Origin of the sequence: Janthinobacterium sp. BJB304 (assembly GCF_002735765.1) — a bacterium.
Classification (GTDB): Bacteria; Pseudomonadota; Gammaproteobacteria; order Burkholderiales; family Burkholderiaceae_D; genus Janthinobacterium.
The window spans coordinates 80,176-99,535 of record NZ_PDZN01000015.1; the positions used below are offsets into that span (position 1 = coordinate 80,176).

The 19,360-nt window shown below is 62.7% G+C and carries 18 protein-coding genes; 11 read left to right on the forward strand and 7 right to left on the reverse strand.

What is annotated here, in order from left to right; all coding sequences use genetic code 11:
• Positions 1–10 precede the first annotated feature (10 nt).
• Positions 11–883 carry a hypothetical protein gene (locus tag CSQ95_RS18260; RefSeq protein ID WP_070288596.1) on the forward strand — a complete coding sequence of 291 codons (873 nt, stop codon included), beginning with the start codon at positions 11–13 and terminating at the stop codon, positions 881–883.
• Positions 884–998: 115 nt separating this feature from the next.
• On the opposite strand, the gene CSQ95_RS18265 is transcribed toward CSQ95_RS18260, so the two are convergent.
• Positions 999–1,901: a LysR family transcriptional regulator gene (locus CSQ95_RS18265; protein WP_099410540.1), complete on the reverse strand. Its 903-nt coding sequence runs from the start codon at positions 1,899–1,901 to the stop codon at positions 999–1,001.
• Between the two features lie 103 nt (positions 1,902–2,004).
• Here CSQ95_RS18265 and CSQ95_RS18270 point away from each other — a divergent pair, with 103 nt between their 5' ends.
• Positions 2,005–3,285, forward strand: a complete 1,281-nt coding sequence (locus tag CSQ95_RS18270) for an MFS transporter (RefSeq protein WP_254679441.1) — start codon at positions 2,005–2,007, stop codon at positions 3,283–3,285.
• 6 nt (positions 3,286–3,291) lie between these two features.
• On the opposite strand, the gene CSQ95_RS30305 is transcribed toward CSQ95_RS18270, so the two are convergent.
• On the reverse strand, positions 3,292–3,939 hold the full coding sequence (locus CSQ95_RS30305) for a hypothetical protein (RefSeq protein WP_099410541.1): 648 nt from the start codon (positions 3,937–3,939) through the stop codon (positions 3,292–3,294).
• 164 nt (positions 3,940–4,103) lie between these two features.
• On the opposite strand from CSQ95_RS30305, the gene CSQ95_RS18280 reads away from it, so the two are divergent.
• Positions 4,104–4,430 carry a hypothetical protein gene (locus tag CSQ95_RS18280; RefSeq protein WP_070221866.1) on the forward strand — a complete coding sequence of 109 codons (327 nt, stop codon included), beginning with the start codon at positions 4,104–4,106 and terminating at the stop codon, positions 4,428–4,430.
• A gap of 17 nt (positions 4,431–4,447) precedes the next feature.
• On the opposite strand, the gene CSQ95_RS18285 is transcribed toward CSQ95_RS18280, so the two are convergent.
• The gene (locus tag CSQ95_RS18285; protein ID WP_099410542.1) at positions 4,448–5,311 is read right to left on the reverse strand and encodes a LytTR family DNA-binding domain-containing protein; all 864 of its coding nucleotides are present in this window, start codon (positions 5,309–5,311) and stop codon (positions 4,448–4,450) included.
• Positions 5,308–6,423: a sensor histidine kinase gene (locus tag CSQ95_RS18290; RefSeq protein WP_099410543.1), complete on the reverse strand. Its 1,116-nt coding sequence runs from the start codon at positions 6,421–6,423 to the stop codon at positions 5,308–5,310. Before CSQ95_RS18290 ends, CSQ95_RS18285 begins: the two co-directional genes overlap by 4 nt.
• A 185-nt stretch (positions 6,424–6,608) precedes the next feature.
• On the opposite strand from CSQ95_RS18290, the gene ugpQ reads away from it, so the two are divergent.
• Entirely contained in the window at positions 6,609–7,352 is a 744-nt protein-coding gene (gene ugpQ, locus CSQ95_RS18295) for a glycerophosphodiester phosphodiesterase (protein ID WP_099410544.1), read from the forward strand.
• 163 nt (positions 7,353–7,515) lie between these two features.
• On the opposite strand, the gene CSQ95_RS18300 is transcribed toward ugpQ, so the two are convergent.
• The gene (locus CSQ95_RS18300) at positions 7,516–9,573 is read right to left on the reverse strand and encodes a TonB-dependent receptor domain-containing protein (RefSeq protein WP_180279096.1); all 2,058 of its coding nucleotides are present in this window, start codon (positions 9,571–9,573) and stop codon (positions 7,516–7,518) included.
• A 159-nt stretch (positions 9,574–9,732) separates the two neighbouring features.
• On the opposite strand from CSQ95_RS18300, the gene CSQ95_RS18305 reads away from it, so the two are divergent.
• From CSQ95_RS18305 to CSQ95_RS18330, 6 genes are all read left to right on the forward strand, one after another.
• Positions 9,733–10,179 carry a Fur family transcriptional regulator gene (locus tag CSQ95_RS18305; protein WP_099410545.1) on the forward strand — a complete coding sequence of 149 codons (447 nt, stop codon included), beginning with the start codon at positions 9,733–9,735 and terminating at the stop codon, positions 10,177–10,179.
• 119 nt (positions 10,180–10,298) lie between these two features.
• Entirely contained in the window at positions 10,299–12,911 is a 2,613-nt protein-coding gene (gene alaS / locus CSQ95_RS18310) for an alanine--tRNA ligase (protein ID WP_099410546.1), read from the forward strand.
• 237 nt (positions 12,912–13,148) lie between these two features.
• Positions 13,149–13,376 carry a sulfurtransferase TusA family protein gene (locus CSQ95_RS18315; RefSeq protein ID WP_010395510.1) on the forward strand — a complete coding sequence of 76 codons (228 nt, stop codon included), beginning with the start codon at positions 13,149–13,151 and terminating at the stop codon, positions 13,374–13,376.
• 243 nt (positions 13,377–13,619) lie between these two features.
• A complete protein-coding gene (locus CSQ95_RS18320) occupies positions 13,620–14,369 on the forward strand; it encodes an electron transfer flavoprotein subunit beta/FixA family protein (protein ID WP_099410547.1) in 750 nt (249 codons plus the stop codon).
• A 42-nt stretch (positions 14,370–14,411) separates the two neighbouring features.
• On the forward strand, positions 14,412–15,344 hold the full coding sequence (locus CSQ95_RS18325) for an electron transfer flavoprotein subunit alpha/FixB family protein (RefSeq protein WP_070221858.1): 933 nt from the start codon (positions 14,412–14,414) through the stop codon (positions 15,342–15,344).
• A 252-nt stretch (positions 15,345–15,596) separates the two neighbouring features.
• Positions 15,597–17,387, forward strand: coding sequence for an acyl-CoA dehydrogenase (locus CSQ95_RS18330; RefSeq protein WP_099410548.1), 1,791 nt, complete (start codon positions 15,597–15,599; stop codon positions 17,385–17,387).
• 234 nt (positions 17,388–17,621) lie between these two features.
• On the opposite strand, the gene CSQ95_RS18335 is transcribed toward CSQ95_RS18330, so the two are convergent.
• On the reverse strand, positions 17,622–18,248 hold the full coding sequence (locus tag CSQ95_RS18335; protein WP_070221856.1) for a glycine zipper 2TM domain-containing protein: 627 nt from the start codon (positions 18,246–18,248) through the stop codon (positions 17,622–17,624).
• A gap of 135 nt (positions 18,249–18,383) precedes the next feature.
• Positions 18,384–18,818, reverse strand: a complete 435-nt coding sequence (locus tag CSQ95_RS18340) for an NINE protein (RefSeq protein ID WP_099410549.1) — start codon at positions 18,816–18,818, stop codon at positions 18,384–18,386.
• Between the two features lie 277 nt (positions 18,819–19,095).
• On the opposite strand from CSQ95_RS18340, the gene rpsP reads away from it, so the two are divergent.
• Positions 19,096–19,347, forward strand: coding sequence for a 30S ribosomal protein S16 (gene rpsP, locus CSQ95_RS18345; RefSeq protein WP_010395524.1), 252 nt, complete (start codon positions 19,096–19,098; stop codon positions 19,345–19,347).
• The last annotated feature ends 13 nt before the right edge of the window (positions 19,348–19,360 follow it).

Sequence of the window (19,360 nt, forward strand, 5' to 3'; positions counted from 1 at the left end):
GGAATCACTAATGCTGCCAGCAATTGTTGTAGAGAATCTTCCGCGCCTGGTGCGCGCCATCAAGCTGTTGCCGGGCGACCCGCGCGAAGACGCGGCGCTGAACCTGGCCGACGAATTGACGGGCATCACGGCCATGGTGGCCGAGAAGTTCACGAATGAACGCACGGCCGACGGCATCCAGAAGGCGCTGTACCTGACTGTGGGCGGCGTGTCGCTGGGCCTGGAGCAGGCCGTCACGCATGAGGGCGACCAGGCCGCCCTCGACTTCCTTGTCGAGCACGGCGCCGAGCACGCGTTCCAGGTCGGCTTTCGCCTGATCAAGGACCTGTCGCAGCTGCCGGAAGACGCCCTCGTCGGCGAATACGACCAGGACCCCGTCTACCTGCAGCGCCGTTTGCGCGAGCTGTTCATCGATATTTGCCAGGCCGACCCGAACCAGAACTGGGCCGGCTATGAAAAGTATGCGTTGCAGTTGCAACAGCGCAAGGAAGTGCAAGCCGTCGTGCGCCTGGCCGGCTGGCTGCGCCGTCACCACGACAACGGCCCCGTCAGCGACAGCGATTTGAATGCCGAGGGCGTCATCGCCCTGGCCATCATCTTCGCCATCGAAGGCGGCGGGCGCATCGTGGCGCGCACGGGGCAAAAGGAGTTTGAACGTTTCGTGCGTTCCGTGCGCAAGAACAAGCCCGACTTCGAGGAAGGCTGGGCCGCCCTGGTGGCCAAGGTGCCCGTGCAGCACCATCCGGTGTTGCTCGACCGCATCGCTTCCTACCGCCGCAGCTGCACCGTCGTGCAGAAAATCCTCACGCGGGCCAGCATGAAGAGCCTGTTCGAGGACCTGGAGAATTACGCGGGTTCCGAGCTGGATGCGGATTATTCGTGATCGTTGGTGTCGGATTACGCGGCGGCTTCGCCACCGCTAATCCGACCTACGCCGGCGCGCGTGCCGTAGGTAGGCTTAGCTGCGGCACAGCCGCAGCGTAAGCCGACACGCCGGCCTACGCTCCCCCTTCCATGGCCGCTTCCTCGGCCAGCTTGACGAATGCCGCTACCAGCGGCGACGTCTCTTCTTCCCGTTGTGCAAGTAATAAACTGGTGGTCGCCTGCGGGTCGGCGATGGGGCGGTAGCACACGCCATCCATGCGGATGCGGTCGAACGAGGCGGGCAGCACGGAAATGCCGCAGCCGGCCGCCACCAGGCCGATGATGGTCGATGCTTCGCCCGCTTCCTGCGTGACCTGGGGCACGAAGCCGGCGGCCTTGCACAGTCGAAAAATCTGCGGATAAATCCCGGTGCCCGCATCCTTGGGATACATGACAAAGCCTTCGCCCGCCATGTCGGCAATCGCGATGCTGTCCTTGGCCGCTAGCGCGTGGGCGACGGGCAGCACGAGGAACAGCGGGTCCTGGCGCAATTCGGTCAGGCGGATGTCGTCCGGGTACGTCGTTTCCGGCGGGCGCACGAAACCCAGGTCCATCGTCCTGCCCGAGATCGCTTCCAGTTGATGCAATGTCGCCATTTCATGCAAGGTCAAGGTGACGTGCGGGAATTGCTGGCGGTAGCGGTTGATGACGGTCGCGAAGTAGGGTGTGAACGGCGTGGAAAAGGTAAAACCGATGCGCAATTCGCCCGCTTCGCCCCGCTGTGCCCGGCGCGCCGTGACGGCCGCCTGTTCCGACAGGGCCAGGATGCGCCGCGCATCGTCGAGAAACAGCGCGCCTGCCTGCGTCAGCCGCACGGAGCGCTTGTTGCGCTCGAACAACTGCGCACCGAGTTCCGCTTCCAGCGCCTGGATTTGCTGGCTCAGCGGCGGTTGGCCGATGTGCAGGCGCTCGGCCGCGCGCGTGAAATGCAGCTCTTCGGCAACGGCGACAAAGTAACGGAGGTGGCGCAGTTCCATATAAGTAATATTTTAAAAGTATGAGTTGGGCCTTGAATATATATTGGACGATATGAGTTGGCAATCCTAAGATGAAGACTCGCTTCCTTTCCGAAACACGGCCATGTCTGATTCATCGCTTGCCTTTGCCCCCGCCACCTCGTCTGCCATCCCGGTTTCTCCCGCCGCACCCGCGCCCCGCACGGCCATCGCCAAGGGCTCCATCGAATTCAAGCGCAGCAACCGCGCCCTGTTCTTTGGCGGCTTTTCCACCTTCAGTTTGCTGTACTGTATCCAGCCCCTGTTCCCGCTGCTGTCGCACCAGTTTCATCTGACGCCCGCGCAAAGCAGCTGGTCGCTGTCCGTGTCGAGCGGCTTGCTGGCCATCTCCTTGGTGCTGCTCAGTGCCGTCTCGGACCGGGTCGGGCGCAAGCCGCTGATGGTGGCGTCGATGTTTTCCGCCGCGATATTGACGATCTTGTCCGCCTTCGCCCAGGATTATGCGCAACTGCTGGCCATCCGCGCCGCGCTGGGCATTGCCTTGGGCGGCATGCCGGCCGTGGCCATGGCTTATCTCGGCGAGGAAATCGAGGGGCCGTCGCTGGGACTGTCGATGGGCTTGTATATTGCAGGCAGCGCGTTTGGCGGCATGTCGGGACGCTTGATCGCTTCCATGCTCAGCGATTTCCTGTCGTGGCGCTGGGCCCTGGGCGTGCTGGGCGTGGCCGGCGTGCTGGCGGCGGCGGAATTCTGGCGCAGCCTGCCCGCGTCGAAAAATTTCGTGCCCAGCACCAAAGGCTGGAATGCGCTGCCGCACGCGATCAAGCAACATTTTTCCGACCAGGGCTTGCCATGGCTGTTCTGCCTGGCTTTCGTGCTGATGGGCTGTTTCGTCAGCCTGTATAACTACATCGGCTACCGCCTGCTGGCCGCGCCATTTGGTTTGCGCCAGAGCACGGTCGGTTTGCTGGCCTTTCTGTACCTGATCGGCATCTTCAGTTCCGTGTGGGCCGGCCGCCTGGTGGACCGGCTGGGGCGCCGGGGCGTGCTGTGGATCATGCTGTCGGTGATGCTCAGTGGCATTGTATTGACCCTGTTCGACTCGCTGCCGCTGATCGTCATCGGCATGGCGCTGGCTACCTTCGGTTTCTTTGCCTCGCACTCGATCGCCAGCAGCTGGGTTAGCCGCCGCGCCCGCGCGCCGCAGGCGCTGGCCTCGGCCTTCTATCTGCTGTTCTATTATTTGGGGTCAAGCCTGATCGGTTCCGCCTCGGGCATGATGTGGGGCTTCGACGGCTGGACGGGCGTCATCATCATGCTGGGCGTATGCCTGGGCGGCGGCGTGCTGATCGCCTTGCGCCTGCGCCATCTGCAGCCGCTGGGCGCGCGCGAAGCGGTGGGCTGAGCCCGGCTATTTGGGGCAGTTGCCGATCATCGTTTCCCCCTGCTTGCCCGCGCGCGTGGTCACGCACAAGGTGCCCAGCGCGCTGGTGATTTTATACGTGCGGCTGCCCCTGGCCTCATTCGCGCCCACTTCCTCGATTTTCGATGCCTCGTACCATTTCGGCGGCACGGCTGCGTAGGCTTCGGCAAAGCCTTGCTGCATGCGCTTGAAGCCCGTGTCCTCCAGTTTTTGTTCTCCCCGCTGGGGGAATTCCTTGCGCAAATCCTTGTCGATCTTGCCCACGTCGCGCTTGGCTTGCGCCAGGATGTCGGCGGCGCTGGGCGCTGGCGGCGCCGTGATCGCTTCCTGCATTGCCGGTGCTGGCGCCGGCTCGGCGGCGGGCGCGGGCAGGGGGCGGCTGACGGGCGCCGGTATGGTTCGGCGCGGCACACGTTCAGCGGCCGGTTTTGTGCTGCGCAAGGCTATCGGCTTGGGCGGCGCAGGGGGCGTGTAGCGCAGCCAGGCGATGGCCGGGCCCTGCGGCAAGTGCTCCTCAACGGCAAGGCGGGGGCGCGACAGCAGGATCACATAGGCCAGCCCCGCGTGCAGCAGGACGATCAGCAGCAGGCCGGGAGCGCGGCGGGGCAGGGGTGGCAGCGAGGTCATGGAGGGCATGGTGGTTCAGGTACGCCAATGTATCTGAAGGATTTGATAATTATCTAGAATGTCACAAGCGCTTACAAAAAAATGCCCCATGGAAATTTCAATGCCATGGCGCGTGGCGGGGAACCTTGGGCCGGCCTGACGATCCAACTCTCGATACCATGGGAGGACAGATCATGATGCAGGTAAAGGAAGTGGCACGGCGCTTTGGCGCCATCGAACACGCGATCGGCCAGGCGGCCCAGTTGTGCGGCAAGCAGCAGGGCATGCCGATGGACTTGAAGGATTGCATCAACCAGCTGGACCAGCAAAAGAGCGCCGTGCGGCAAGCCATCGACACGCAGGACGATGCGCGCATCCGCCAAGCCGTCGACCAGATGGAATCGCTGGGCGACCGCGCCAAGCGGGCGTGCGGCACGGCGACCAGCGTGACGCCGGAAATGAAGAGCGCCGTGCTCAAGGTCCACGATGAATTATCGGACCTGAAGCATCAGCTCCACTAGAACCTGGCTCTTGTGCGCTACATCTGCCGGAACAGATGGGCATATAAAGGGCTGACGCGCAGTTGCGCCGGATGCTGGCGCAGGGTCAGCGACAGCTTGCCCGCCTCGTCGCGCACGGCCGTGGCGATGGCGCTGGCATTGACGATGGTGCCCCGGTGGATTTGCCAGAATTGTTGCGGGTCCAGCTGGGGAAGCAATTCCTTCAGGCTCGTGCGTATCAGCGCTTCGCTGTCCTGGCATACGACGTTGATGTATTTGTCCAGCGCCTCAAAATACACGACGTCAGCCAGCGCGATCATGCGCACGCTGTTGCCCACGGCCGCCCGTATCATTTGCAGGCGCGGCGCGGGCGGCACCATGGCCTGCAACTGGGCCAGCAGGCGGGCCAGGTTGTCGTCGCTGGGGGCCGCTGTGATGGTTGCCGCCACCGGCGCCGCCGCAGCGGCTGCTGCCGCTGTTGCCGCTGCTGTCCCGCTGGTGCCGGCGCTGTCGCGCAGGCGTTGCTGCAAGCGTTCCACCGTCTTGCCCAGGCGCGCATCGTTGACGGGTTTTAAGACGTAATCGGCGGCCGCGTGCTCGAAGGCGGCCAGCGCATATTCGTCGTAGGCGGTAACAAACACGATGTGAGGGAACGCGATGCCGTCCGGCCACTGTTCGGCCAGCTCTTCGGCCGCTTCTAGGCCCGTCTTGCCCGGCATCTTGATGTCGAGAAATAGAATGTCGGGCTGCAGCGCCAGGCCTTGCTGCAAGGCTTCCACGCCATTGGCGCAGGTGGCAACGATGTCGAGTTCCGGCCATAGCCGGCGCAGGGCATGCGCGAGGGCGGCGGCGAGTATGGGTTCGTCTTCGGCGATCAGGGCGCGCGGGGGGGAACTTGTCATGGCGTGGGGCTCGTGGTGGTGGCGTGAATCGGTAAGTGAAGGCGGGCGATGACGCCTGCCGGTGTGTTGGGGGCCAGCGACAGGCTGGCGGCTTCGCCATGCATGCCGTGCAGGCGTTCGCGGATATTCGCCACCCCCAGCTGCGTGCCCTTGGTCTGGCCCGGATGGTCGAGGCCCAGGCCATCGTCGCTGACGGTCAGCACCAGCGCGTCGCCGTCCGTGGACGCCTGCACGTGGATATGGCCGCCTTCGATCTTCGGTTCCAGGCCGTGCTGGATGGCATTTTCCACCAGCGGCTGCAGCAGCATGGGCGGCACCTTGATATCGCGCAAGGCCTCGGGCAAGTCCAGCGCATAGTTCAGGCGCGCACCCATGCGTATCGACATCAGGCCCAGGTAGGCTTGCATCAGGGAAAACTCCTGCGCGAGGGTGGTGGACCCGGCGCGCGAGGAACTCAAGGTGGCGCGCAGATACTGGATCAGCTGGTCGAGCAGCAGCTGGGCGCGGTCCGGATCAAAGCTGATCAGGCCCTGCAGGTTCGCCAGGGTGTTGAACAGCATGTGCGGTTCGATCTGCGCCTGCAGCAATTGCAGCTGCGCCTGCATGGCCTGGCGTGCCACGGATTCGGCGCGGGCCTTTTCCTCGGCGGCCACCATTTGCAGGCGGGCAATCTTTTCGCGGCTGGAGAAAAACAGCACGGCGCCGCCCGTGGCCAGCAGGGTAAACACGAGCGTGCCCATCATTTGCGTGGGCAACAGCTTGTCGAAGCCGCCCACGTCCACGCCCGTCAGCCAGCCGAACAGGACCAGGCCCAGCATTTGCGCCACGGGCACGGATAGCAGGATGATGAGCATGAAGGGCAGGAGTCTGGGCCGCTGGTCCGCGCCCCATAAAGTCAGGCGCATGCCGTCGATCAGCAGGAAGGCGATCGTGCCGATGCACATCGAGGCGATCAGGTTTTGTCCGAAATGGCTGCCCGGATTGAGGATGAAGGTAATGACCAGCGCGCAGATCGCGTTCAGCACCAGCGCATAGCGAGAGTCGAGCAGCATGCGGTAGTAGGGAAAGCGGCGTCTGGCGGGGGCGTCGGCGGAAGGGGCGTCGGAGTTCATGGAAGTGTCTGCTGGTAGCGATGGGGCATTGTGTGCCAGCGCAGGCCAGGGCGCAACAGGGCTGCGACGAAACGGTGCCGGCGCGTCGCCATTCGCAGCATCGCGCCGCCAAACGGAGCCGCTTTACTTTTCACGATGGGCGCGGGATAGTATGGCAAGACAGTCTTTGCTATAAAGGAATCCTCATGTGGCCCTATCCACGCACCCTGGCGCACCGTGGCGGCGGCACCCTGGCGCCTGAAAACACCCTGGCCGCCCTGCGCTGCGGCCTGGCCTACGGCTACCGCGCCATGGAATTCGACGTCATGCTGGCGTCCGACGGCGTGCCCGTCGTCGTGCACGACCCCGAGCTGGGCCGCACGGTGGCCGGCAGCGGCCACGTCAACGATTACACGGCCGCACAGCTGGGAACGATGGAGGCGGGCGCCTGGTTCGGCCCGCATTTTGCGGGCGAGGGCGTGCCCACGTTCGAGGCCGTGGCGGCGTATTGCAAGGCGCAGCACATCTGGATGAATATCGAGATCAAGCCGGCGCCCGGCTTCGACGTGCCGACGGGCGAGACGGTGGCGCGGGCCACGCGCGATTATTTTGCAAAGGAAATTGCTGAAGGAGAGTTATTGCCCTTGCTCTCGTCGTTCAGCATCGCCGCCCTGGAAGCGGCGCGCCAGGCGGCCCCGGAACTGGCGCGCGGCTGGCTGGTCGAACAGATACCGGAAGATTGGGCGCGCACGGCGAAGGACCTGGATGTGGTGGCGCTCCATTGCGACCACCACCAGTTGACGCGCGCGCTGGCGTTGGAAGTCAAGAAGGCGGGATTGGGACTGTTCTGCTACACCGTCAACACGCCCGAACGGGCCAGCGAGCTGCTGGCCTGGGGTGTGGATGGGTTTTGCACAGACAGGATAGATTTGATCGGAGCGACGGAATAATGCGAGGCATACTCAGCGGAAATCCGGGGGCAGTCCCTTCGGGAATGGAATTTTCCCCATTGGAAAAAATTCCCCCGGACGGGTCTGACCCCGGCAGTTGTCCGGACCATGGTGTTGTCGGCTTACGCGCTTGCGCGCTAAGCCGACCTACGTTTCAAGCGGCTTAGAAAGTCACGCGCACGCCTGCCGTAATATTACGCCCCGTCAAAGGCGCCGCATTCTTGATGAACGAGGTGTGGCTGTACGCCAGCTCATTCGTCAGGTTGTTCGCCTTGATGTAGAACTGGGCCGGCGTGGTGCCGATGCGCGTGTCGTAGTTGGCGGACAGGTTCAGCATGTTGTAGCCCGGGGTTGCCGTTTCGAACGCGGCCACCTTGTCTTGCTTGCCCACGCGGTAGAACTCGGCCACGCCGCTCCACGCCTGCCAGTTGGCGTCGACCTTCACGCCAAAACGCTGGGCCGGGATGCGCGGCAAGTTGCCACCATCGTTGGCCAGCTTGGCCCGCACGTAGTCGCCGAACACGCTGGCGCCGAACATGGGGTTCAGTTGCTGGCGCACTTGCCCTTCCACGCCCGTGAACGTGGCGTCGCGCTGGGCGTACTGGATCAGCTGGAAGCCTTCATGGCTGTCCAGCGTGCTGCCGAAGATGTAGTTGTCGACCTTGTTGCGGTAGGCGCTGGCCGAGAAGGTCGTGGCGCCCGCATATTTGCGCAAGGTCAAGTCGATATTGTTCGACGTTTCCTTGCCCAGGTTTTGATTGCCCAGTTCATACGTGGCCGTGGCCATGTGCACGCCGTGCGCATACAGTTCCTCGGCGCTGGGCAAACGGTGCGTGCGGGAAATGGTCGAACCGAGCGAATACTGGGGCGCGAATTTCCACACGGCGCCCAGCGAGACCGACGTGCCCTTGGCGCTGCGGTCTTGTAGGGTGGCGCTGTCGACCGCGATGTCTTGCCACTCGTGGCGCAAGCCCGCTTCGAAGCGCCATTGGTCGAGCTTGTATTCTTCCACCAGGAAGGCCGCGTGTTTCTTCGTGACCGTCGGCGCCACGTAGGCTTCCTCGCCCAGGGCAGAGAAATCGCGCTTCGACGTTTGCAGGCCGACGACGCCGCGCCAGCCGAAGACGGGATGGTGTTCCATTTCCAGGCGCGCGTCGTGGCCCTTGTTTTTAAATGTGGTGGCGATTTCCGTGCCTTCGATTTCATCGTGCTTGTAATCGGTGAACGACGCGCGCAGGCGCAGCTTGGCGAAGCCGGGCACGGGGTCGCGCAATTCGCCGCGCACATCCCAGCGCTCGCTTTTCAGCTTCACGTAGGGCACGGCGCCATTTTCGTGGTCGTGGTCATGCTCGTCTTCACCGCCATGGCCGTGGCCCTCGTGGCCGCCGCAGTGCAAGTGCGTGCCGTGCGGGTGGCAGCTTTCGAATTCGTGGTTGTGGCCAGGCAAGCCGTATTCCGCATGCTGGCTGGTGAAGGCCAGGCCCAGGAAGCCGCGTTCACCCACCCACGACACGCCCACGCTGCCCGTGTCCGTCTTGTTGTAGCTGCCGGCTACTTTGGAGCCGCCTTCCCAGCCGCTGCCGACCTTGTATTCCTTCGCATCGCGCTTGACGCCTTCCGCGTGGAAGGCGATGTTGCCGGAGCCGCCAGTCACTTCAAAGGCGCCCGCCTTGTCGCGCGCGGCCGAGTTGGCGCGTACTTCCGCGCTGCCTTCGAAGCCTTTGGCTGGCACGCGGGTGGGGATTTTCTTGTCGATCACATTGACGACGCCGCCGACTGCGCCGCCGCCGTAGGCCAGCGCGGACGGGCCGCGCAAGACTTCAAGCTGTTCCGACAGCATCGGTTCGGCCGCGACGGCATGGTCGGGGCTGATGGTCGAGGCATCCTGCACTTCGGCACCGTCGGACAGGATCTTTACACGGGGGCCATCCATGCCGCGGATGATGGGGCGGCTGGCGCCGGCGCCGAAATGGCTGGACGTGATGCCTGGCTGGCCGGCCAGGGTTTCGCCCAGGGTCGCTTCGCGGGCGCGCACCAGTTCCTCGCCTTCCAGTACGGTCACGGGGGTGCTCATGTCGCCGCTGCCCAGGGCCAGCGCGCTGGCCGAAACGGTGACGGCAGGCAAGGTGGCTGCCTGTTGCGCCAGGGCGCTGGCGGGGGCGGCAAAGGCCAGCATGATGGCCAGCGCGAGGGGAGTGGGTTGGTGAGGACGGACGGACATGGGCAAGAATTCCTTTATCGGCTATCGGTGTTGGCAGGGTTGGGGCAGCGCATGAACAGGAAATAGCCTGCCCTAAGATGATAATGATAACCCATTATCATTAATGTGTGGCAGTTTTTCCGGGCAGTAGATACAGGCGGATGGTGTATTCTGTCGGCTATGGAACGCACAACACGTCAAAAAACCGCTATTCAAGCCGCCATCGAGTCGGCCCAGCGCCCCCTGTCGGCGCAGGAAATCCTCGAACAGGCCAGCTTGCAGGTGACGCAGCTGGGCATCGCCACCGTTTACCGCAACTTGAAGTCCTTGGTGCTGGAGGAAAAGGTGCACGTGGTGACCTTGCCTGGTGAAAACCCGCGCTACGAGTCGAACACGGCCGCCAATCACCACCACCACCATTTCCAGTGCACCACGTGCCAGCGCGTATTCGACGTGCATGACTGTCCGGGCGACTTGAAGCGCATGGCGCCGCAAGGCTTTGTCGTCGAGCGCCACGAACTGACCCTGTACGGCCGCTGCGCCGACTGCAATGCGGCCGCCGGCGCCAGTGCGGTCGCCGCCGGTGCCGCCCCGCACGCCTGCGCCAGCGGCCACGATCCGGCCTGAGCGGGCAGGCCGTCGATGTTGGCACGTGCGCAACAATGCCCGTGCCGGCCGTCAATGCCGCACCCCATATCACGTATAATCTTCCCTTTAAAGCTGCCGCCACTCTTTGCCAAAAAAACATGAAATCATCTGAAATCCGCGACAAGTTCCTCAAATTTTTCGAGTCCAAGGGCCATTCCATCGTCCGTTCCAGCTCCCTGGTGCCAGGCAACGATCCGACCTTGCTGTTGACGAACAGCGGCATGGTGCAGTTCAAGGATGTGTTTACGGGCACGGACAGCCGTCCGTACACGCGCGCCACCTCCGTGCAGCGCTGCGTGCGCGCCGGCGGCAAGCACAACGATCTGGAAAACGTCGGCTATACGGCGCGCCACCATACGTTCTTTGAAATGCTGGGCAATTTCAGCTTCGGCGACTATTTCAAGCGCGACGCGATCCAGTACGCATGGGAACTGCTGACCAAAGTGTACGGCTTGCCGGCTGACAAGCTGACCGTCACCGTGTACATCGAAGATGACGAAGCGTACGACATCTGGGCCAAGGAAATCGGCGTGCCTGTCGAGCGCATCATCCGCATCGGCGACAACAAGGGTTCGCGCTACGCTTCGGACAATTTCTGGCAGATGGCTGATACGGGCCCATGCGGTCCATGCACGGAAATCTTCTACGACCACGGCGCCGACATTCCTGGCGGCCCGCCGGGTTCGCCTGACGAAGACGGCGACCGCTTCATTGAAATCTGGAACTTGGTGTTCATGCAGTTCAACCGCGACGAAGCGGGCGTCATGCACAAGCTGCCGAAGCCGTGCGTCGACACGGGCATGGGCATGGAGCGCCTGGCCGCCGTGCTGCAGCACGTGCATTCGAACTATGAAATCGACCTGTTCCAGCACCTGATCAAGGCTGCCGCGCGCGAAACGGGCGCCACGGACCTGGAAAACAAGTCGCTGCGCGTGATTGCCGACCACATCCGCGCCGCCGCCTTCATGATCGTCGACGGCATCATTCCGGGCAGCGAAGGCCGCGCGTATGTCTTGCGCCGCATCATCCGCCGCGCCCTGCGCCATGGCCACAAGCTGGGCCAGACGAAACCGTTCTTCTACAAGTTGGTGGCCGATCTGGCCATCGAGATGGGCGGCGCCTATCCGGAGCTGGAAGAGGCGAAAGAAAACGTCGCCAACATGCTGAAAGCCGAGGAAGAGCGTTTCGGCGAAACGCTGGAAACGGGCATGAAAGTGCTGGAAGCGCAGCTGGCCAAGGATGCCACGGGCATCGACGGCGCCACCGCTTTTACTTTGTACGAAACCTACGGCTTCCCGCCGGACCTGACGGCCGACATCTGCCGCGAACGCAATATCAGTTTCGACCAGGCTGGCTACGATGCGGCCCTGAAGGAAAGCCAGGAGCTGTCGCGCAAGGGCGGCAAGACGCACAAGGACAGCAAGGTCGAGTACACGGGCGAGAAAAACAAATTCGTCGGCTACGACCAGTTGACGTTCAGTAGCAAGGTCGTCGCGCTGTACGCGGCCGGCACGCAGGTAGCTGAACTGAAGGCGGGCCAGGACGGCATCGTCGTGCTCGACACCACGCCGTTCTACGCGGAATCGGGCGGCCAGGTGGGCGACCAGGGCGTGATCGCCTCGGGCGCCGGCAGCTTTGCCGTCAACGACACCCTGAAAATCCAGGCCGACGTGTTCGGCCACCACGGCGTGCTGGAGTCGGGCGTGCTGAAGGTGGGCGACGCCGTCTCGGCCGAAGTCGACACGGCCAAGCGCGCGCGCACCATCCGCAACCACTCGGCCACGCATTTGATGCACAAGGCCTTGCGCGAAGTGCTGGGCAGCCACGTGGCGCAAAAGGGTTCGCTGGTCGACCCGGACAAGACCCGCTTCGACTTCAGTCACAATGCACCGATGACAGCCGAGCAAATCGCCGCCGTGGAAACGATCGTCAACAAGGAGATCCTGGAAAACCGCGCCACGCAAGCCCATTTGATGTCGTTTGACGACGCCGTCAAGCATGGCGCGATGGCACTGTTTGGCGAGAAGTACGGCGACGAAGTGCGCGTGCTCGACATCGGCAGCTCGAAAGAGTTGTGCGGCGGCGTCCACGTGCAGCGCACGGGCGACATCGGCTTGTTCAAGATCATCGGCGAAAGCGGCGTGGCCGCCGGCATCCGCCGCGTGGAAGCGGTGACGGGCGAGGGCGCGTTGGCGCTGGTGCAAACCATCAACCGCCGCCTCGTCGAAGCAGCCAGCGCCCTGAAGGCGCAGCCGGAAGAACTGACGGCCCGCATCGTCCAGGTGCAGGACCACGTGAAGGCGCTGGAAAAGGAACTGGCCGCGCTGAAATCGAAACTGGCCTCGGGCCAGGGCGATGAGCTGGTCACGCAAGCCGTCGATGTCAACGGCATCAAGGTGCTGGCGGCCGTGCTGGACGGCGCCGACGTGGCCCGTCTGCGCGAAACCATGGACAAGCTGAAGGACAAGCTGAAAACGGCCGCCATCGTGCTGGCCAGCGTGGCGGACGGCAAGGTCAGCCTGATTGCCGGCGTGACGGCGGACGCGACTTCCAAGGTCAAGGCGGGCGAGCTGGTGAACTTCGTTGCACAGCAAGTGGGCGGAAAAGGCGGCGGACGCCCCGATATGGCGCAGGCTGGCGGCACCGATCCGAGCGGCCTGGCGGACGCCCTGGCCGGCGTACCGGCCTGGGTCGGCGAACGCGCAAAATAAGGCGTAAGCTAGAAGGCATGCGGGGTTTTCGCCCCACAGCCCCTTGAAAACGGCCCGCAGACGGTGTTTGCGGGCCGTTTTGCCGTGTGGAATCTCGTTGTGACACCACAACAGCCGATGAACTATTTTGGTGCAGCGCGTCAATGCCCCTGATTTAGAGTAGTATGTCGAAAATCAGTACAACAAAACAATGGTGGGATATTGATGATGAGCGACACACTACTTGATACCGAGATTATGGAATTTCACAAAGAACTCGACGCGCGCGGCTTGAATTGCCCGTTGCCGATTCTGAAGGCGAAAAAGGCTTTGTCAGAGCTGCAGAGCGGGGAAGTGCTGCGCATCATGGCAACCGATCCCGGTTCCGTGCGCGACTTCCAGGCTTTCGCCAAGCAAACGGGCAATGCCCTGCTGTCGCACGTGCAGACGGGTACCGAATTCGTCTTCTTGATGCAACGCAAATAATTCTGCCAGCCGGGGCCGCCGTGGCGCGGCCTGGTTTTCCTTCCCGAATCAGCCCTTTTGCTGCCCTGCAGCGTAGCGGCGGTCCCCCTTGAAATCCCCGAAGCTGGACAGTTTAGATGGATTGCTCTAACAAAAAATCGCACGATCGTGCTTAAATTCGGTTCAGGATTCAAATTTCTCTTATAATCGAACGCACAATCAGCACTTGATCCGTCATTTTTATAATTTCCCAAAGGCATAGCTATGAAAGTCTTGGTACCCGTCAAACGCGTGGTCGACTATAACGTCAAAGTCCGCGTCAAGAGTGACGGCACTGGCGTCGATACCGCCAACGTCAAAATGTCGATGAACCCTTTCGATGAGATCGCGCTGGAAGAAGCGATGCGCCTGAAAGAAGCCGGCAAGGTCACTGAAGTGGTCGCCATCTCCTGTGGCGTGACGCAGTGCCAGGAAACCCTGCGCACGGCCATGGCCATCGGCGCCGACCGCGGCATCCTGGTGGAAACGACGACCGAACTGGAACCGCTGGCCGTGGCCAAGCTGGTCAAGTCCCTGGCCGAGAAAGAACAGCCGCAACTGATCATCCTGGGCAAGCAGGCGATCGATGACGACAGCAACCAGACGGGCCAGATGCTCGCTTCCCTGCTGGGTTGGCCGCAAGCCACGTTCGCTTCGAAAGTCGTGCTGGAAGATGGCAAAGTCACCGTCACGCGCGAAGTCGACGGCGGCCTGGAAACCCTGGCATTGACCTTGCCAGCGATCATCACCACCGACCTGCGTCTGAACGAGCCACGCTATGTGACCTTGCCGAACATCATGAAGGCAAAGAAAAAGCCGCTCGAGACCGTCAAGCCGGAAGACCTGGGCGTCGATGTTGCGCCACGCCTGAAGACCCTGAAAGTCGTCGAGCCAGCCAAGCGCTCGGCCGGCATCAAGGTGCCGGACGTCGCCACCCTGGTCGCCAAGCTGCGTACCGAAGCCAAAGTCATCTAAGCGCGGCCTCGCCGTTTATCCAGAACAATTACAGGACACATCATGGTCGCATTAGTTATTGCTGAACACGACAACGCTACCTTAAAGGGCAGCACCCACCACACCGTGACCGCGGCTGCCCAGTGCGGCGGCGACGTGCACGTACTGGTCGCAGGTTCGAACGCCTCGGCTGCCGCCGCTGCCGCCGCGCAAATCGCCGGCGTGACGAAAGTCATCGTGGCCGACGCGCCATACTTTGCCGACGGCCTGGCCGAAAACGTGGCCGAGCAAGTGCTGGCCATCGCCGGCAACTACAGCCACATCCTGGCGCCAGCCACCGCCTACGGCAAGAACATCCTGCCGCGCGTGGCCGCCAAGCTTGACGTAGCGCAAATCTCGGAAATCACCAAGGTCGATTCCCCGGACACCTTCGAGCGCCCAATCTACGCCGGTAACGCCATTGCCACCGTGCAATCTGGCGACAAGGTCAAGGTCATCACCGTGCGCACCACCGGTTTCGACGCCGCTGCCGCCACCGGCGGTTCGGCTGCCACGGAAACCGTCGCTGCCGTTGGCGACAATGGCAAGTCCGCCTTCGTGGGCCGCGAACTGGCCAAGTCCGACCGTCCTGAACTGACCGCCGCGAAAATCATCGTGTCGGGCGGCCGTGGCATGGGTTCGGCCGAGAACTTCCACATCCTGGAACCGCTGGCCGACAAGCTGGGCGCCGCCATGGGTGCTTCGCGCGCCGCCGTCGACGCCGGCTTCGTGCCGAACGACTGGCAAGTGGGCCAGACGGGCAAGATCGTCGCGCCATCGCTGTACATCGCCGTCGGCATCTCGGGCGCGATCCAGCATCTGGCCGGCATGAAAGACTCGAAAACCATCGTCGCCATCAACAAGGATCCGGAAGCGCCGATCTTTGCCGTGGCCGACTACGGCATCGTGGGCGATCTGTTCGAGATCGTGCCGCAACTGGTCAAAGAACTGGGCTAAGTCTCGCCCGATCCGGTTTTGTGTAGAGCGTATTCCGGTAGGGAGCGTCTGCAGCAGATTGTTCATCGGAAGTGCGGACAAGGCGCGAGGAGGACGCATGGATATCCATGCTACGACGAGCAACGCCGTCCCCGCTTTCGAGGGGCTGTCTGCTGCTGATGTATTCCTCTACCGGGATACGCTCTTACTACAAAGCCACGCCGGCCCGCCCCACACGGCGAGCCGCGCGTGGCTTTTTTCTTGGAGAAATAGATGAGCTATCAAGCCCCGCTGAAAGACATGTTGTTCGTCATGAACGAACTGGCCGGCCTGGCCGAAATCCATACTTTGCCTGGCTGCGAAGACGCGACACCCGACACGGCCGAAGCCGTGCTGGAAGAAAACGCCAAGTTCTGCGGCGGCGTGGTGGCCCCCTTGAACGGCCCCAGCGACAAGGAACCGAGCTTCTGGCACGACGGCCAGGTCACGACCTCGAAAGGCTTCAAGGAAGCGTTCAAGGCCTACGGCGAAGCGGGCTGGCAGGGCGTGCAGCATCCGACGGAATTTGGCGGCCAGGGCTTGCCCAAGCTCTTGGCCACGCCCTGCATCGAAATGCTCAATTCGGCCAGCATCTCGTTCGCCCTGGTGGCCCTGCTGTCGGACGGCGCCATCGAAGCGCTGCTGACGGCCGGCAGTGACGAGCAGAAAGCCACCTACCTGGAAAACCTGGTCTCCGGCAAGTGGACGGGCACCATGAACCTGACGGAGCCGCAGGCGGGGTCCGACCTGGCCGCCGTGCGCACGCGCGCCGTGCCGCAGGACGATGGCACCTATAAAGTGTTCGGTACGAAGATTTTCATCACCTACGGCGAACACGACATGGCGGAAAACATCGTCCACCTGGTGCTGGCCCGCACGCCGGACGCACCGGCCGGCGTAAAAGGCATTTCGCTGTTCATCGTGCCGAAGTTCCTCGTCAATGCGGACGGCAGCCTCGGTGCGCGCAACGACGCGCACTGCGTGTCCATCGAGCACAAACTCGGCATCAAGGCCAGCCCCACGGCCGTGCTGCAGTTCGGCGACCATGGCGGCGCCATCGGCACCCTGGTGGGCGAGGAAAACCGCGGCCTCGAATACATGTTCATCATGATGAACGCGGCCCGCTTCGGCGTGGGCTTGCAGGGCATCGGCCTGGCCGAGCGCGCCTACCAGCAGGCCGTGGCATTCGCCAAGGACCGCGTGCAGTCGCGCGACCTGGCCGGCTCGCCCGGTCCGGTCTCCATCATCCACCACCCGGACGTGCGCCGCATGCTGATGTCCATGCGCTCGCAGACGGAGGCGGCGCGCGCGCTGGCCTACGTGGGCGCGGCCATCAGCGACGTGGCGCACCACCATCCGGACGCCGACGTGCGCGCGGAAAGCCTGGCGACGTACGAATACCTGGTGCCCGTGATCAAGGGCTGGGCCACGGAAATGTCGCAGGACGTCACGCGCGACGGCGTGCAAGTGCACGGCGGCATGGGTTTCATCGAAGAGACGGGAGCCGCCCAGCATTACCGTGACGCCAAGATCCTGACGATCTACGAAGGCACGACGGCCATCCAGGCCAACGACCTCGTGGGCCGCAAGACGGTGCGCGACGGCGGCGCCGTGGCAAAAGCCATCATCGCCCAGGTGCGCGCTACGGAAGCCCAGCTGGGCGAACTGACCGGCGCCGACTTCCAGGCCATGCAGCGCCACCTGGCCGAAGGTAGCGCCGCGCTGGAAGCGGTCGTGGAATATGTGGTGGCAAACATGAAGACGGACATCAAGGCCGTGTTTGCCGGCAACGTGCCGTATCTGAAACTGGCCGGCATCGTGCTGGGCGGCTGGCAAATGGCCCGCGCGGCCATCGTGGCGCAGCAAAAGCTGGGCGAGGGCAGCGGCGACGCTTCGTTCTACAAGGCAAAGATCGCCACGGCCCGCTTCTTTGCCGACCACATCCTGTCTCAGGCACCGGGCTTGCGCGCCACCATCATCGACGGCAGCGCCGGCGTGATGGCCTTGTTGGAAGAGCAGTTTTAACCGGGGTCAGACCCCCCTCGTCCGCTAACGCCGAGTTTGACGTTGGCATTGTTGAGGGTCAGACCCCAGCAGTGTGCTGAAGGCCCGCAGAGGCAAAAAAAGCGCTGGAGATCGCTCTCCAGCGCTTTTTTTAACCACAAAGACAAATGCCGGGGTCAGACCCGCCGGGGGAATGTGCGCCAATGGCGCGCATTCCGATCCCACAGGGACTGACCCCAGATTTACTCTGCATTCTTAACGGCGGGCGATGCCGTTGCCGGAATTGCGTACCAAGTCGCCAGCCGCCAAGCCAGGGTCCTGGTCAAACGCGAAATCGGCCTTGGCGCCCGTTTCGTATTGCACGGTGACGGTCCAGGTCTTGGCGTTCTTCATGTGGCCTTCGACTTGCTTGCCCGCGTAGGCGCCGCCAGCGGCGCCGGCCAGGGTGGCCAGGTCCTTGCCGCGTCCGCCGCCGACCTGGCGGCCCAGCAGGGCGCCGGCCACGCCGCCGCCGATCATGCCCAGTGCGCCGCCTTCACCGGCTTTTTCAGTGACGTTGACTGCCAGCACCTTGCCGCAATCGGCGCAAATCTGATGCTGCGGCTGCTTGGAGGGCTGGCTGGCGTAGGAGTTGCCCGCCTTTTGCGCGGCCTTGGCATTGATGATGGCCTGGTCGTATTCGCCCTTGGCGTCGCGCAGGCATTGCATGCGGGCTTTCGAGCTGCTTTCTTCTGCGCACAATTTCTTGTCGTCCGCATAGCGGGTGTTGGCTTGCTTCGTGTCGTACGCGTATTGCGCCTTCGGCGACAGGTTTTGCGCGAAGGCGGATGTGCTGAACAGGGCCGTGACGGCGACTGCGAGGATGAGTGGGCGACGAATCATGATCTTCTCCTAGGGGGTGTTAAATGAGCCAGTAATGTTGGCATTGTGAATGCAGTATAGAGGAAAATCATGATTGCTTACCAACACTTACATGTGCGTGCGGGGCGACGGATAGATGTCATTTCCATGCGGAAATTAACCGTAGGCGCCGCCTGTGTACAGCAAGTCGAACAGGCGCGCCATGGTGGCGATCAGCACGCCCGCGCCTAGCATCAAGGTAGCGACCAGCACCACGGCCAGGGGCCAGCCCGTGTCCGACAGGCGGCTTGATGCGGCATTGTAGCGGGCGTCCCACTTGTCGTCCGGCATCAAGCCCAGGACCAGCGCTTCCAGGAAGCCGCCCAGCGCGGACAGGGTCAGCGGCAATATCTGATAAAACCAGTCGGCCTCGGGAAACAGCTGATACAGCAGCGCGCTGGCGGGCAGGGCGGCCAGGTGTAGCCAGCCCCAGCGGTCTTTGGCGCCGTGCAGGTAGAAGCGGTGCGCGCCCAGCGTGCCCAGCAAAAAGGCCAGCAAGGTGGTGAATGCCTTGTTCTTGTGCGACTGTTGCAAAATGGTAGCGGTGGTCATGGGACTCCAGAGTTGCTCATCAGTAAAGATTGCCAGTATCGGTCATTGCCTCGCACAACGATAGCACTTTCCTGTGGCGTTTATGCAATGATTTCGCCTGAGTTCAAGCCATGGCCGGTACGATAGACGCAGACGCCTATTGCGTCTTCGGCCTTGACTGGTCATAATGTTTGATTAGCCCAAATTACACGCCCGTCATCATAACGCTTGCTGCCTGGCGGTAAAGCGCGCTATAATTTGCGGCTTTTTCCGCCTCAGCACACTTTTTGGAAATATTATGGTCGTTATTCGTTTAGCTCGTGGAGGCGCCAAGAAGCGCCCGTTCTTCAACATCGTCGCTACTGATTCGCGCAATCGCCGCGATGGTCGCTTCATTGAGCGTATCGGTTTTTACAACCCGATGGCGCAAGGTGGCGAAGTTCCACTGCGTATCACCGCAGACCGTCTGGCCTACTGGCAAGGCGTTGGCGCACAATTGTCGCCAACCGTTGCTCGCCTGGTAGCCAGCAACAACAAAGCAGCAGCTTAATTAGATCACTGGT